Consider the following 15,286-nt stretch of genomic DNA (forward strand, 5'->3'; position numbering starts at 1 on the left):
GGGCAAACCCGTCCTGATCCGGATGCGCGGCGATACCGAGGCCAACGCCCTCGCCGTGGTGGTCCGGGATCAGGGTGTCGGTCTGCGGCCGGGGGAGGAGAAACTGGTGTTCAGCAGGTTCTGGCGGTCCGATCCCTCGCGGATGCGTCGCTCCGGCGGGACCGGGCTCGGCCTGTCGATCAGCGTCGAGGACGCGAACCTGCACGACGGCAAACTCGAAGCATGGGGACGTCCCGGGGTCGGCGCGAGCTTCCGCTTGACGTTGCCGCTGGTACGGGGGCAGAAGCTGGGTAAGAGCCCGCTGCCCCTGGAGCCCGGACTGCGCCGCGCACCCCGGCAGCCACACGGCGACAGTGAGCGCGCCGGCGGTGAGCGAGTGGAACTCGGCCCGCCGGTCACCGAAACCGAGCCCTGGGCGCCCCGCCCCACCGCCGCGGACCAGGCTCCCTCGGCGCCGGGCACTCCGGACGCGGGGCCCGAGCCGGGCGCCCCGCTATCCGACGAACCGGTGATCGGAGCCGATCCCACCGGTTCGCCGGGGAGCGGTTCGGCGCAAGCCGATACGGATTCCGATACGCCCGCGCAGGATTCGGACCCGAAATCCGGGGAACCGGAGCCGCCGGGCCCGGCGGACGGAGGCGCTGTGATCACCGACAGCGGAGACCGGAAATCATGATCGCGCACATACGGCGGTTGAGGTTGCTCGTCGTGACAGCCGCGGTGATCGCCCTGGCCACGACGGCCGGTTGCGCGAATCTGCCCGATTCCTCGCAGCCCCAGGCGCTCGGCACGATCAACCAGGAGCCCACCGCCGAGGGCCCGCCGCTGCCCACCAAGAACCGTGACCCGGATCTGCTGCTGCGGGATTTCCTGCAGGCCACCGCAGACCCCGCCGACGGGCATCTGGCCGCCCGCCAGTACATGACCCCGGCCGCCTCCACCCAGTGGAACGACGTCGACTCCCACGTGATCGTGGAACGGGCCGACACCCTGCGGGAATCACGGACCGAGAACGAGGCGACCTATGTACTGCGCGCGCGCAAGGTCGGAGAACTCGCCGAGGACGGTTCGTATCACGCGGTCGACGGGATCATCGAGAACAAGATCGAGATGACGCGGATCGACGGCCAATGGCGGATCGATGAGCTGCCCGATGGTGTGCTGATGGAGTACAGCGCGTTCACCCAGTCCTATCGTCGGCAGGCCCTGTACTTCGTCACCGCCGACGGCCAGCACGTGGCCCCGGATCTGCGCTGGATCGCGGGCCGCCCCGACGAACTCGCCCAGCAGTTGGTGAACAAACTGATCGCCGGTCCACAGCCGTATATCGCTCCGGCCGTGCGCAATTACCTGGCTCCGCCGGTGGCGGTACGCGGCGCCGTCACCAAGGCCAACGGCGATCCGGTCGGTGTCGGGGTGGGTCTGGGCGGCGTCCGGATCGATTTCACCGGTATCGGCGAGCTGAGCCCCCGGGACCGCGAATTGTTCGCGGCCCAGGTGGTACTGACTCTCGCGGGTGCCGATGTACTGGGTCCCTATATGTTGCTCGCCGACGGGCGGCCGCTGGACGAGCGGTTCGCCGGCAACGGCTGGTCGGTCGACGATCTGGGCACCCTCGCCGACTCCGTGCAGCCGGAGGCGCTGATCGGTCTGCACGCGCTCCGCGACGGCAAGCTGGTCAAGGTCGAGGAGAACCGGGCTCCGGCCCCGGCCCCGGGATATTTCGGCGAGGTGCAGAACCTGCAATCGGTGGGTCTGTCCCCCGACGGGAAACTGGTGGCTGCCGTCGCCGACGCCGGCCGCCAGCCGCCGCAGCCACAGCGCACCCTGATGGTGGGCAGCTACGGTGGCAACGCCTTTCCGGTCGCGGAGGGCGGCGCCATCACCCGCCCGTCCTGGACCGCCGACGGCAGCGCGGCCTGGGCCGTCATCGACGGGAACCGGGTGATCCGAGCGGTCACCAACCGCGATACCGGGAACGTCTCGGTGCAGGAGGTGGACACCTCCCAACTGACGGCGCCGGATTCCGGACCGGCCTTCGAACTGCCGATCACCGAGCTCCGGATCTCCCGCAACGGGGTGAGCGCGGTCCTGATCGCCGACGGAAAGGTGTACGTCGCCATGGTGCTGCGCCGTCCGGACGGTGCCTTCGCACTCACCTCGCCGCGGCAGATCGCCATCGAACTCAGTACCGCGGCGACCTCGGTCGATTGGTTCAGCGACGATACGATCATCCTGGCCACCGCCGGCAACGTCGACCCGGTCCGCACGGTGAAGATAGACGGCTCCGGGATGGCCTCACTCGGTGGCCGCAATCTCACCCCGCCGGTCCGGCAGGTCACGGCCTCCATCGAACGGCAGTACGTCGCCGATTCGCGGGCGGTCCTGGAATTCACCCGCACCCCCGAGGGCGGCGACCCCTACTGGCGCGAGGTCCCCGGCCTCGGCGCGGACGCCGTACCGATACTGCCCGGCTGATCTTCGCGCCGCAGTGTCGGACCCCACCGGCACACTGCGGTCATGCGGACCCTGCTGGATCTGGTCGTTCCGTCCGAATGTGCCGGCTGTCGCGCACCCGGCATTGCGTGGTGTGCCGAGTGCGCGCGCAGTGTCTCCGGCCCACCGATCCGGGCGTATCCGCCGACCGATCCGGGGGTGCCGTGCTGGGCGCTGAGCCGTTACCACGGGCCGGCCCGGCAGGCCGTGCTCGCGGCCAAGGAACGGAACCGGCGCGATCTCGCCCGGCCGCTCGGATTCGCTCTCGCCGCGGGACTGGCCCGGTTGCGAGCCCCGAACGAACTCCTGATACTTGTACCCGCACCGAGCCGGAGCTCGGCGGCACGACGTCGGGGCGGTGACCCGGTCCTGCGATGCGCGCAGATCGCGGCGCGGTCGCTGAGCCGTTGCCGGGTTGTGCCCTGTCTGCGAGTCTGGTGGGGAGTCCGTGACTCGGCCGGTCTGACGGCCCGGGAACGCGGCCGTAATCTACATGGCCGGGTGAGCGCCGTGCCGCTACCGGCACGGGTCGCGAACGCGCAGGTCGTCTTGGTCGACGACGTGTTGACGACAGGTACCACGGTATCGGCCTGTGCCCGCGCCCTGGTTGCCGCAGGAACACGCCCGGATGGCGTATTCGTGACGTGTGCTGGGTGAACCCGGGAAATTTGCGTGAACAGTGGCGAACCTTCGATCCTCGGACTAGCGTCGCGTTCACACACCCGATCCGGGAGTTTGGAGGTGGGCCTCGTACATCATGTGCCGGCCGACTGGATCCGACATGGCCGGCACCGTTCATCCCGCCGCATGCGACGACAAGTGTGCGGCCAGATCCGGGAGGTACGCGTGACGACTACTTCACGACCTTCAGTACAGGACACAGCCCAGACCGAGCTGGACGAGCTCGACCGACCACGGGATACCCGTGCGGAGATCGTGGTCAAGGGGCGCAATGTCGAGGTCCCCGACCATTTCCGAATCTATGTGTCGGAGAAGCTGTCCCGTCTGGAACGCTTCGATCCATCTATCTTCCTCTTCGACGTGGAGCTCTTCCACGAACGCAACCGTCGTCAACGCAAGAACTGCCAGCGGGTGGAGATCACCGCGCGCGGCAAGGGTCCGATCGTCCGTGCCGAGGCCTGCGCGGACAGTTTCTACGCCGCGTTCGAAGCCGTGACCGCCAAGCTGGAGAGCCGGCTACGGCGCACCAAGGACCGCCGCCGTGTCCACTACGGTGAGAAGACTCCGGTCTCCGTGCACGACGCCACCGCCGAACTGGCCGAAGACGCCCTCCTGGAAGCCCTCTCCGATATTCCGCACGATCATTCACCGCACAGTCGGAAGCGCTCCGATTTCGCGGCCGACTACCCCGAATACGAGGGGCCCGGTCATATCGTGCGCACGAAGGTGCACTCCGCGATTCCCATGACGGTCGACGACGCCCTCTACCAAATGGAGTTGGTGGGCCACGATTTCTTCTTGTTCCAGGACAAGGAAACCGATCGGCCGTCGGTGGTCTACCGCCGGCACGCCTTCGATTACGGGCTGATCAGGCTCGCATAGCCGACACTGCAGCCGACCGGTCCACGACGGGACCGGTCGGCTTTCTCATTCGCCGGTGGCGCCGGAGTACCGCTCCCGATGCACAGCAGCACTCAACGGTCGCCGCTCACGCCAGCCGAAACGTTCCAGATCGGGCACGGTCCGGAACTCGGTGACCGGGCCGATACAGAGCCAGGCAACCGGCCGGACGCCGATGGGGAGTTCGATGAGGTCGGCGAGGAACGGCTCATCGTAGAACGACACCCACCCCACTCCGATCCGTTCGGCGGTGGCGGCCAGCCAGAGGTTCTGAATCGCGAGAATTGTCGAAAACAAACCGGTTTCGGGTACTGTCGCCCGGCCCAGCACCTGGGTGCCGCCCCGCGAATCGTCGTGGACGACCACGATTCCGGTTCCGCTCTCCTGGACTCCCTCGATTTTGATCGGAGCGAAGGTCCGGGCCCGCTCAGGGGGTAGGGAACGTGCGAAATCGAGCCGCCGCCCGGACACATGCGCCGCGAACTTCCGCAATGTCACCGGCTCGCGAACGACAACGAAATCCCACGGCTGTGAGTTTCCGACGCTGGGCGCGCAATGCGCGGCCGCCAGAATTCGCCACAGTGTGGAATCGTCGATGGGCTCCCCGGTGAACTCCGCCCGGACGTCCCGGCGGGTCCGGATGGCCTCGTAAACGCTCATCTCCGCTGCATACACGGGGCTATTGTTCTCGTCACGATTTCGCTGCGGCAGCCGGGCCCGGTGCCGTGTTCTTCGGCGCCGCCTGCGGTGTCGCGGGGCTGTGTTTTCGGCGCGCTGGCGCGCGCGGGGGTCGAGGCCCCCTGGAGTCCCGCCGTTCAGCCCTCGAGACTCGAGCCTGCGGCTCATGCGACGTGCGGTCGGCCATCCGTGGAATGTGACCGTTGAGCACCTCCGGTCAAGGGCGGGACGGGCCTCGACCTTTGTGGGCCTCGTACGACTCGGCGCAGGCCGGGTGCGGCTGTTCGTGGAGGCGATCAGGACGAGATCTTGCCGAGGGCATGCGGCCGGCGCATCTGAACCAGGAGCGGCAGGGAAAGGCCGGCCCACGGCGAATCGCCGGGGCCGGCTTCCGGGTGCCGGGACTCAGCCTGCCAGCGCGACCGCGCGGCGGCGGAGCCGGCGGCGGCCTTCGGCGATCGCGGTGCGCAGACCGCGGCGCTGTCCGGTCACCGGGTCGAAAGTGGATACCGCCTGCCCGTTGAATTTCCGCTCCGAGGCGGTTTCCGGGGCGTCGTCGGCGGTGTGCCGGAGGTATTTGTTCGGCAGCGACAGTTTCGCAATGGTGCGCCAGGCCTTGAAGTACTGGACCGGCAGCGAACCCGTCGTGTACGGCAGATCGTATTTATCGCACAGTTCACGCACGCGGACCGCCACTTCCGCGTAGCGGTTGCTGGGCAGATCGGGGAACAAGTGGTGTTCGATCTGGTGGCTGAGGTTCCCGGTCATGAAGTGCATGACCTTGCCGCCGGAGATATTGGCGCTACCCAGCATCTGCCGCAGGTACCACTGGGCTCGGCTCTCGTCGTCGATATCGGCCTTGGTGAATTTCTCCGCGCCGTCCGGGAAGTGGCCGCAGAAGATGACCGCGTTGGTCCAGACATTGCGGACCACGTTCGCCGCGAGGTTGGCGGTGAGGGTCTGGAAGAACGAGGGGCCGGTCAGCAGGGGGAAGACGACGTAATCCTTCAGTACCTGCTTCTTGATCTTGGCCTTCACCTCGCCGGCCTTACGATCGAATTCCGCGCGCTCCGGAGTTCCGGCCGGGAATTTTCCGGCCGCGAGTTTGCCGAGTTCGAGGTGCTGGATCGCGACACCGTATTCGAACAGCGATTGCAGTACCAGGTTGTAGACCGGGTTGCCGATGTAGAACGGCTTCCAGCGCTGGTCGCGGGTGACGCGGAGCAGGCCGTAGCCGATATCGTCGTCCATTCCCAGGACGTTGGTGTACTTGTGGTGCAGGTAGTTGTGGGTGTGCTTCCAGTGCTTGGAAGGGCCCGCGTTATCCCATTCCCAATGCGTGGAGTGGATCTCCGGGTCGTTCATCCAATCCCACTGACCGTGCATCACATTGTGCCCGATCTCCATGTTCTCGATGATCTTGGCGGTGCCCAGCAGTGCCACGCCGGCCAGCCAGGCCGGAGGCAGGAAACTGGCGAACAGTACGGTGCGACCGCTGATCTCGAGTGCGCGCTGCAGTCTGATGACATTGCGAATGTATCGGGCATCCCGTTCACCGCGGGTCGATTCGACGTCCCGGCGAATCGCATCGAACTCTGCTCCGAGAGCCTCCACATCCGCCTCGGTGAGATGCGCGTATTCCTTGACATCCGAGATAGCCATGGCGGCTACCCTACCGTAAGTTACGACACCGTAGGTTTGGGGACTTGCGTAGAAAATGTGGTGTGCGCCCTATTGCGCGTCCCAAAACCGGATGATAGGTCAAGGGTAAACACCGACGACATATGTCACAGTCGGGCCTTGATGTGGATGATCGTCCGCTGTGCCGAGGGCGTTACACCGGCACGGGAATCACTGCCCGCAGTCGGACCGCCGGTCAGGCGGAGTAGGAAGTATGCGGTTTACGCAGGGCGTGCCGGGCCCGTCGGAGCAGATCCCGCTCCTGCCGCGCCTTGGCCCGCAGGGTCCGTTCGGCGCCGCGCAATACCTCTTTCTCGTGCTCGGCTTTGGCGCGCAATGCGACTTTCGCCTCGTGCATCGCCCAGCGCAGCCCGCGGCGCTTTCCGGTCGCCGGATCGATACTCCACGGCCGATTGTCCGACTCCGGGTGCAGCGTGACACCGGCGAATTTGCGTTCGGACGAGGTCTCCGGGGCATCATCGGCGGTGCGGCGCAGGAATCTGTCGGGCAGGGCGAGTTTGTGAATGGTGCGGAAGGCGAGCAGGTACTGCTTACCCAGCGATCCGGTCGTATAGGGCAGGTCGTACTTCTCGCAGAGCCCGCGGACGCCGACCGCGACCTCGGGATAGCGATTACTGGGTAGATCCGGGAACAGGTGGTGTTCGATCTGATAGCTCAGATTGCCACTCATGAATCCCATGACCGGGCCCGCGGAGAAGTTCGCGCTGCCCAGCATCTGCCGCAGATACCATTCACCGGGCGTTTCGCCCTCGAGCTGTTCCTCGGTGAACTTCTCCGCGCCGTCGGGGAAATGGCCGCAGAAGATCACCGCATAGGCCCACAGATTACGGACCAGGTTCGCGGTCGCGTTCGCCTTCAGGGTCGACATGAACGCCGGGCCGGTGACTGCCGGGTAGATCAGGAAATCTTTCATGACCTGACGGGTGATCTTGCGCGCGAACAGTTTGTTCGGTTCGGAGAAGACCTGGTATCGGGGTACCCCGGTGAGCTCTTTCTCGATCGTCCAGTCGTGCAGGGCGATGCCCCATTCGAAGGCCGCGGCGAGCACGATATTGGCGACCGGCTGTACCAGGTGCAACGGCCGCCACGGTTCGTCCCGGGTCATCCGGAGGATGCCGAAACCGAGATCCTCGTCCTTGCCGAGCACATTGGTATAGGTGTGATGGGAGTAGTTGTGCGCCCGCCGCCACTGCGCGGAGGGGCCGGTCATATCCCATTCCCAGTTGGTCGAGTGGATCTCCGGATCGTTCATCCAGTCCCACTGGCCGTGGCTGATGTTGTGGCCGAGTTCCATGTTCTCGATGATCTTGGCCACCGACAACATCGCGGTACCGGCCAGCCAGGCCCAGCGGTTACGGCTACCGAACAGCACCGCGCGCGCGGCGAGTTCCAGACCGCGCTGCGCTGCGATGGTGCGCCGGATGTATCGGGCGTCCCGTTCGCCGAGGGATAGCTCCACCGAACGGCGGAGGGTGTCGAGCTCTTGCCCCAGCGTCTCGACATCCTCGGCCGTGAGGTGGGCAAAGGCTCTGATGTCGGTGATTGCCACCGGCGTCCCTTCTGTAGGCGCTGTCCGCGAAGACTGTGTAGGCACTGCCTGCGAAGACGAGAGCGGGATCGGTCGGAAACGAGAACGGGTTCCGTGAACTTCCCGGATCCGGGAAGCGACCTACGGTTCTCCTCGAGCGTACCTGTAGGTGCCCGTTGCCGGGTGACCGTCGGCGGTCACACCTCGAGCGTGCAGTCACCCGCCGCGGCCGAGATGCACGTCTGCACCTTCTCTCCTTCGAACCGTTCGGTCCCGTTACGCAGATCGCGGGCATGCCCCGAACTCAAGGTGACCACACACGTCTGGCAGATGCCCATCCGGCAGCCGAACGGCAGCTGAACACCGGCGGATTCGCCGGCCTCGAGCAGGGTGGTGGCGCCGTCCACGGTCACGGTGCGGCCGCTCTTGCCGAAGGTGACGGTGCCGCCCTCGGTGGTCGCCGAGCGCTCCACCTCGAACCGTTCCACGTGCAGGGCCGATTCGAGACCGGCCTCGTGCCAGTGCTTCTCGATCTCGTCGAGCATACCCAGGGGACCGCAGGCCCAGGTCTGGCGTTCCCGCCAATCCGGATAGAGCTCGTCCAGGGCATCGGTGGCGAATTTGCCCTTCTCGCCGGTGAGGTGGACATGCGAGACGAATCCGGGATGGCGAGCGTGCAGTTCGTCGAGTTCGGCGGCGAACATCACATCCTCGGCGGTCCGGGCCGAATGGATGTGCACCACATCGGTCACCGCGTTCCGGCGATCCATGGCGCGCAGCATCGACATGACCGGCGTGATCCCGGAGCCGGCGGTGAGGAACAGTACCTTCGGCGGCGGCGGGGACGGCAGCACGAATGCGCCCTGCGGCGCGGCCAGCCGCACGACGGTGCCGGGAGACACCCCGTTGACCAGGTGGCTGGACAGGAATCCCTCGGGCATCGCCTTCACCGCGATGGCGATGACCTTCTTGCCGTAGCGGGGATCGTTCCAGTCGGGCGGGCTGGTCAGCGAATACGAACGCCAGTGCCAGCGCCCCTCCACGAGGATCCCGATCCCGATGTACTGCCCGGGCTCGTAGCGGAAGTCGAAACCCCAGCCCGGTTTGATCACCAGCGTCGCCGAATCGGCGGTCTCCTTGCGGACGTCGACGACGCGACCGCGCAACTCCCGGGCCGACCACAGCGGGTTGGCCAGATGTAGATAGTCGTCGGGCAGCAGGGGAGTGGTGGCCCGTGCCACCGCGCCCCGCAGCAGATTCAGTTTGCCGCCGCGCTCGGCGATACCGGCCGCCGGTGCCTCCAGCCAGCTCTTGACACCGCGCACCGTCATTGCGTTCGGTTTCCTGCCCATTTGCGCTGTTCTTCTCCTGTGTCCTCCGCGCCCGGGGCGCGCCGTGGCACCAGGTTACGGCATCGTAGGTTCTCTCGGGAGCCGCGGCGATCGGTGCCCGGAGACCCGGTTGCAGGTCACAGCCGCTGTGGGCGGCGGCAGTCCCCGGTCACAAGCCGGGCTCACAGCAGATCGACCAGAAACGGTAGTTCCTGGGTCGCGTACCAGGCCAGTTGATGGTCCTCGGCGTCACCGAGAACGAACTCGGCGTCCTCGTCGCCCAGATCGGCGGCGTCGATGATGTCGACCGCCTTGGCCACCGCGGGTTCGGCCTCGGCCAGGTCCAGATGAACCGAGGCGATCCGTTTGTACTGGATCGGCCCGTCCAGTTTCACGACCGCGTCGTCGAGGTCGGGGCGCAGGGTCGCACCGGTGACGTCCACCGCGATCACCGCCCGGCGATACATCGGCGGCGTGGAACCGTGCACTTCGTCGGCGAGTAGCCGCAACGCCGCCCGCGCCGCCTCGGCCATGGCGACCTCGGCCAGTTCCTCGTCGTCCCCCGATGCGTAGGCCTCACGCAGCGCCGGGGTGAGGGCGAAGGCCGTCCCGCCGACGGCATGCAGTTCGCGTTCTTCCACGAGCTCGCGCAGCATCGGCACGGTGGCCGGCACGTACACCCGCATGGTCTTGCGGTCAGAGGCAGGCACCGAGTATCTCCTCCATCGATTCGGGCACCGACGCGGCCAGCACCCCGATATCGGCCATCGCCTCGCGGTCGGCGTTGAGTCCGTAGTAGACCCGTCCGTCGTAGGACGTGATCCCGATACTCGTCGCCTGGTTGCGCAGCAGTGGCGAAACCGGGTACATCTCCAGCATCCGCGCCCCGCCGACGAACATCGGCGTCTGCGGGCCCGGCGCGTTGGTGATCACCAGATTGAACGTATTGTCTGCGAACGTACTCGCCGCCCGCACACTCATCGCGTGCAGGCTGGCCGGAGCGAATCCGGCGAGATGCACCAGGGTCGATGCCCGCACGCTGTGCCGGCCGCGGGCGTCCTCCGCCATCGCGTGCGCGATATGGGACAGCCGCATCACCGGGCTGGGTTCCCCTACCGGCAGGTCGATCAGGAACGGGGTGATCCCGCTGGGCAGCGTACGCCCGGTAACCGGCTCGCCGCTGTATCCCGACATCGGTACCACCGCGCGCAGCACGCTCGATTCGGTGAGTCCCTTGTTCCGGGACAGCAGCCAGTTGCGCAACGCGCCGGTCACCACGGCGAGGACGACGTCGTTGATCGTGCAACCCGCCTGTTCGTGCACACGTTTGTAATCGGCCAGGTCGGAGACGGCGACGGTGAACCTGCGTTGCCGGGACGTACGGGCGTTGAGCGGACTGTCCGGGGTGCTGCTCGCCGCCGAACGCACTGCGGCCACGGCACCCTCCACCGTCCGGCTCGCCGTGCCGATCAGTCCGGCGGTACCCGCGCCGACCTCGCGCAGCACCTCAACCGCCGAGCCCGGCTGGGCCACCAGATGCCCGAGCGCGCCCAGCAGGAGATCGGTATCACTGGGTTCGCGGCCCGGCAGCCACGCGTCGTCGGCGATCTCCCGCGGGGATTCGGCACCGTCCACGACGACGTGTCCGATCTCGAGGGCGGCGTGCCCATCGACCAGGGCCGCGTGCGATTTGGTGTACAGCGCGCACCGGCCACCGCTCAGACCCTCGATCAGATACATCTCCCACAGCGGACGGCCGGGGTCCAGCGGCCGCGAACCCAGCCGGGCGACCAGCTCGTGGAGTTGCTCGTCGTTGCCCGGTGACGGCAGCGCGGAACGGCGCAGGTGGTAGGTGATATCGAAACGGCTGTCCTCCACCCAGACCGGCCGGCCCAGCGAGAGCGGGATCTCGCGAACCTTGCGCCGGTAGCGGGGTACCAGGGGCAGGCGCGACTCCACCAGATCGACCAGACCCTGGTAGTCGAGGATCCGCTCCCCGTCCTCGGCTGTGTTGTCGAGAACCGCCAGCGATCCGATGTGTACCGGATGAGTGGTCGATTCCAGCCGGAAGAAGTCCGCGTCCTGCGGTGTCAGCTTCGCTATCACCCTGGTGTCTGCCCCTTCGGAGTCCGGAATCCGGACTCCATTGTGACCAGGTGACACCTGTTCCCGCACCATTGTGTGCGATATTCCGATATGTAATTCGAGGACTTGCGCGAGCAACCTCGGTGATATACCCGCCGACGGAGCGCGTCGGCCGCCGAATGTGACCGAGGCACACTGGCCGGGTACGCGGCGGCGCCTACCATGGGAGCCGCATTACCATGAAGCAAGCTGCGGCTACGCGGTCCGTGAGGGGACCGCCCCGCCGTGAACATCGGAGCCGAAACCGACCGACCCAGAGGACTGACGAGACTCGTGCCTGCGCTGACACTGACGAGGTTGCTACGTTTTGGTGAGGGTCGCATGGTCAAGCGCCTCTCCCATCTCGCCGACGAGGTGATCGGTCTCGAGGGCGACTACGAGGACCTCACCGATACCGAGCTGCGCGCCAAGACCGAGGAGTTCCGCGAGCGCTACGCCGACGGCGAATCACTCGACGATCTGCTGCTCGAGGCGTTCGCGGTGGCGCGCGAGGCCTCGTGGCGGGTGCTCCAGCAGAAGCACTACAAGGTGCAGATCATGGGTGGCGCCGCGCTGCATCTGGGCAATATCGCGGAGATGAAGACCGGTGAGGGTAAAACGCTCACCTCGGTGTTGCCCGCGTACCTGAACGCGATCAGCGGCGACGGCGTGCATATCGTCACCACCAACGACTACCTGGCCAAACGTGACTCCGAGTGGATGGGCCGGGTGCACCGTTTCCTCGGTCTCGAGGTCGGCGCGATCCTGGCCGGGATGACCCCGCCGCAGCGGCGCGAGGCCTACGCCGCCGATATCACCTACGGCACCAACAACGAATTCGGCTTCGACTATCTGCGCGACAATATGACCCATTCGCTGGAGGATCTGGTTCAGCGTGGGCACAATTTCGCCGTGGTCGACGAGGTCGACTCCATTCTGATCGACGAGGCGCGTACTCCGCTCATCATCTCCGGCCCCGCGGACGCCTCCAGCAAGTGGTATGCCGAATTCGCCCGAATTGCGCCACTTCTCAAAAAAGATCTCCACTACGAGGTCGATATCAAGAAACGCACCATCGGCGTGCACGAAGCGGGCGTGGAATTCGTCGAGGACCAGCTCGGTATCGACAATCTCTACGAGGCCGCCAACTCTCCGCTGGTGAGCTACCTGAACAACTCGGTCAAAGCCAAGGAGCTCTACACCAAGGACAAGGACTACATCGTCCGCGACGGCGAGGTCATCATCGTCGACGAGTTCACCGGGCGCATCCTGGTCGGCCGCCGCTACAACGAGGGTATGCACCAGGCGATCGAGGCCAAGGAAGAGGTCGAGATCCAGCCGGAGAACCAGACCCTGGCCACGATCACACTGCAGAACTACTTCCGTCTCTACGACAAACTCTCCGGTATGACCGGTACCGCCGAGACCGAGGCGGCCGAGCTGCACCAGATCTACAGCCTGGGCGTCATTCCGATCCCGACGAACAAGCCGCCGGTCCGTATCGACCAGGCCGACTTGATCTACAAGACCGAAGAGGCCAAGTTCAACGCCGTCGTCGACGATGTGGTGGAACGCCATCAGGCGGGTCAGCCGGTACTGATCGGTACCACCAGCGTCGACCGCTCGGAGTATCTGTCCAAGCAGCTCACCAAGCGCGGCGTCCCGCACAACGTCCTCAATGCGAAGTTCCACGAGAAGGAAGCGCAGATCATCGCCGAGGCGGGCCGCCCCGGCACGGTGACCGTCGCGACGAATATGGCCGGTCGCGGTACCGATATCGTGCTCGGTGGCAACCCCGACATCATCACCGACACCCTGCTGCGGCAGCAGGGCCTGGACCCGGTGAACACCCCCGAGGAATACCAGGCCAACTGGTTCCACGCGCTGGAGAAGGTGAAGAAGCAGGTCGCCGAGGATGCCGAGGCGGTCAAGGATGCCGGTGGTCTCTACGTACTCGGTACCGAGCGCCACGATTCCCGGCGTATCGACAACCAGTTGCGCGGCCGCTCCGGCCGGCAGGGCGATCCCGGTGAGTCCCGTTTCTACCTCTCGCTCGGGGACGAACTCATGCGCCGCTTCAACGGTGCGGCGCTGGAGTCGATCATGACGCGACTCAATCTGCCCGACGATGTGCCTATCGAGGCGAAGATGGTCTCCAAGGCCATCAAGAGTGCGCAGACCCAGGTCGAGCAGCAGAACTTCGAGATCCGTAAGAACGTGCTCAAGTACGACGAGGTGATGAACCAGCAGCGCACCGTCATCTACGAGGAGCGCAACCAGATCCTGCGCGGCGAGGATATGGAGGGCCAGGTCCAGAGCATGATCACCGATGTGATCACCGCCTACGTGGACGGCGCCACCGCCGAGGGTTATGTGGAGGACTGGGATCTCGACAAACTGTGGGGCGCGCTGAAGACCCTCTACCCGGTGAGCCTGAACCACCGCGACGTCACCGGCGAGACCGAGGTCGGCGAGGCCGGTGAACTCACCCGCGACGATCTGCTCGATACCTTGCTCGACGACGCGCATGCCGCCTATGAACAGCGTGAGTCCGAGATCGACGGAATGGCCGGCGAGGGCAGTATGCGCACGCTGGAACGGCAGGTGCTGCTGTCGGTCCTGGACCGGAAATGGCGCGAACATCTCTACGAGATGGACTACCTGAAGGAAGGTATCGGCCTGCGCGCCATGGCCCAGCGTGATCCGCTGGTGGAGTACCAGCGCGAGGGCTTCGATATGTTCGCGAACATGTTGGAGGGGTTGAAGGAGGACGCCGTCGGCATCCTGTTCAACGTCCAGGTGGAGGTCCAGCAGCCGCAGCCCGAGGGGGTCGCGGTGGATCCGGGACTGCGCTCGCCGATCGGTTCGCAGCCGGTTCCGCCGAGCAGCCAGTACCCCACCGAGAAGCTGCCGATCATCAACGGTGCGCCGCCCGCGCTGCGCGCTCGCGGTATCGGCGACTCGGGTCCGCGCGGCCTCAGCTATTCGGGACCGGACGAGGGCGGCCGCACCGCGGTGCACAGCGATACGGAGGAGTACGGCGACGATGCCCCGACCCAGGGCACCCGCCGGGAGCGTCGCGAGGCGGCTCGGGCGCAGACGAAACAGGGCCGAGGGCCGAAGACGCCTCGTAAGCACTGATCTGTCACCACCGGCGCCGCTCCCCTGGACGAGGGGGGCGGCGCCGCTGTGTCGGGGGGCCGGAATGCCGGTTTCGGGACTCCGGCTCAGCTCAGCACGTTGTGTTGCGGGCAGTACATCCTGACCGCGGCTTCGAGGAACATATAGGGATATTCGACGAACGGTCGCGCTTCCTCGGCGAGATACGTGCGGTTCGCCGGGGTGTTGCCGGAGGTGCCGAGGTATTCGCACTGGGCGTGTGCAAGGGCGATCGCCGCGTCCTGGAGTTGGCGGTTCTCGTCGTCGAACGCACTGGCCCGGAGGAATTCCCGGTCCGCGAAAGGTAGCTGCGCGACGGAATCGTCTTTACCCGCCGGGCTGTGCACACCCGTGGAACCCGGCCGCGAGATGCCGGGGTTGGGGTGTGCGAAGGCACTGGAGAAGCTGCCGAACACGAGCGCGGCCGCGGCCGCGCCGATGACCAGAGTTTTGAGCATCGTTCCTTCTGTGTTCGATAGTGCGGGACGGGGATGGGCAGGCGAGCCCGACACCACAGCTCGGGCCGCACTGTCGCACCGACGTCTCGTTGCCGTCTCGGCCGAATAACTTCGGTGCGTGCCGCATATTAACTCGGCGTGGAGCTGCTGCTTTGCTGATTTTCGCTGCGTCGCCGAACATCCCATCAATTTCCCTGATCGATTTCCTCGAATATGCGGTAGCCGGGCGT

At 66.1% G+C, this 15,286-nt stretch carries 11 protein-coding genes; 4 read left to right on the top strand and 7 right to left on the bottom strand.

Features of this window, described 5'->3' with window-relative positions; translation table 11 throughout:
- From ACWCPQ_RS32460 to hpf, 3 genes are all read left to right on the top strand, one after another.
- Window positions 1-676: ATP-binding protein (locus tag ACWCPQ_RS32460; protein WP_449906119.1), on the top strand; the 676-nt coding region annotated here is incomplete at its 5' end.
- Window positions 673-2,478 carry an MtrAB system accessory lipoprotein LpqB gene (gene lpqB / locus ACWCPQ_RS32465; RefSeq protein WP_449906122.1) on the top strand — a complete coding sequence of 602 codons (1,806 nt, stop codon included), beginning with the start codon at window positions 673-675 and terminating at the stop codon, window positions 2,476-2,478. The genes ACWCPQ_RS32460 and lpqB, both read left to right, overlap by 4 nt.
- An 864-nt stretch (window positions 2,479-3,342) precedes the next feature.
- Window positions 3,343-4,059 carry a ribosome hibernation-promoting factor, HPF/YfiA family gene (gene hpf / locus ACWCPQ_RS32470; RefSeq protein ID WP_449906125.1) on the top strand — a complete coding sequence of 239 codons (717 nt, stop codon included), beginning with the start codon at window positions 3,343-3,345 and terminating at the stop codon, window positions 4,057-4,059.
- Between the two features lie 45 nt (window positions 4,060-4,104).
- Here hpf and bluB read toward each other — a convergent pair whose 3' ends face one another.
- The 6 genes from bluB to ACWCPQ_RS32500 all read right to left on the bottom strand — a co-directional run bounded on the left by bluB (window position 4,105) and on the right by ACWCPQ_RS32500 (window position 11,421).
- Window positions 4,105-4,737, bottom strand: a complete 633-nt coding sequence (gene bluB / locus ACWCPQ_RS32475; RefSeq protein WP_449906128.1) for a 5,6-dimethylbenzimidazole synthase — start codon at window positions 4,735-4,737, stop codon at window positions 4,105-4,107.
- Window positions 4,738-5,160: 423 nt separating this feature from the next.
- Window positions 5,161-6,417, bottom strand: a complete 1,257-nt coding sequence (locus tag ACWCPQ_RS32480; RefSeq protein ID WP_449906131.1) for a fatty acid desaturase family protein — start codon at window positions 6,415-6,417, stop codon at window positions 5,161-5,163.
- 214 nt (window positions 6,418-6,631) lie between these two features.
- Complete coding sequence (locus tag ACWCPQ_RS32485) at window positions 6,632-8,005, bottom strand: fatty acid desaturase family protein (RefSeq protein WP_449906133.1); 1,374 nt, start codon at window positions 8,003-8,005, stop codon at window positions 6,632-6,634.
- 176 nt (window positions 8,006-8,181) lie between these two features.
- Window positions 8,182-9,315, bottom strand: a complete 1,134-nt coding sequence (locus ACWCPQ_RS32490) for a ferredoxin reductase (protein WP_449906135.1) — start codon at window positions 9,313-9,315, stop codon at window positions 8,182-8,184.
- A gap of 182 nt (window positions 9,316-9,497) precedes the next feature.
- On the bottom strand, window positions 9,498-10,001 hold the full coding sequence (locus tag ACWCPQ_RS32495; RefSeq protein ID WP_449906189.1) for a DUF6912 family protein: 504 nt from the start codon (window positions 9,999-10,001) through the stop codon (window positions 9,498-9,500).
- 10 nt (window positions 10,002-10,011) lie between these two features.
- Entirely contained in the window at window positions 10,012-11,421 is a 1,410-nt protein-coding gene (locus ACWCPQ_RS32500) for a WS/DGAT/MGAT family O-acyltransferase (RefSeq protein WP_449906138.1), read from the bottom strand.
- 312 nt (window positions 11,422-11,733) lie between these two features.
- Here ACWCPQ_RS32500 and secA point away from each other — a divergent pair, with 312 nt between their 5' ends.
- Window positions 11,734-14,580: a preprotein translocase subunit SecA gene (secA, locus tag ACWCPQ_RS32505; protein WP_449906141.1), complete on the top strand. Its 2,847-nt coding sequence runs from the start codon at window positions 11,734-11,736 to the stop codon at window positions 14,578-14,580.
- A gap of 86 nt (window positions 14,581-14,666) precedes the next feature.
- Here the strand turns inward: secA and ACWCPQ_RS32510 are convergent, their stop codons facing one another.
- Window positions 14,667-15,056, bottom strand: a complete 390-nt coding sequence (locus ACWCPQ_RS32510) for a DUF732 domain-containing protein (RefSeq protein ID WP_449906144.1) — start codon at window positions 15,054-15,056, stop codon at window positions 14,667-14,669.
- Window positions 15,057-15,286: the final 230 nt, after the last annotated feature.

The sequence above is a fragment of the Nocardia sp. NPDC001965 genome (assembly GCF_053594175.1).

Excerpts from the sequence above, each read along its gene's own strand:
- lpqB (WP_449906122.1), top strand. The coding sequence starts at position 673 with ATGATCGCGCACATACGGCGGTTGAGGTTGCTCGTCGTGACAGCCGCG.
- bluB (WP_449906128.1), bottom strand. The coding sequence starts at position 4,737 with ATGAGCGTTTACGAGGCCATCCGGACCCGCCGGGACGTCCGGGCGGAG.
- ACWCPQ_RS32480 (WP_449906131.1), bottom strand. The coding sequence starts at position 6,417 with ATGGCTATCTCGGATGTCAAGGAATACGCGCATCTCACCGAGGCGGAT.
- ACWCPQ_RS32490 (WP_449906135.1), bottom strand. The coding sequence starts at position 9,315 with ATGACGGTGCGCGGTGTCAAGAGCTGGCTGGAGGCACCGGCGGCCGGT.
- ACWCPQ_RS32495 (WP_449906189.1), bottom strand. The coding sequence starts at position 10,001 with ATGCGGGTGTACGTGCCGGCCACCGTGCCGATGCTGCGCGAGCTCGTG.
- ACWCPQ_RS32510 (WP_449906144.1), bottom strand. The coding sequence starts at position 15,056 with ATGCTCAAAACTCTGGTCATCGGCGCGGCCGCGGCCGCGCTCGTGTTC.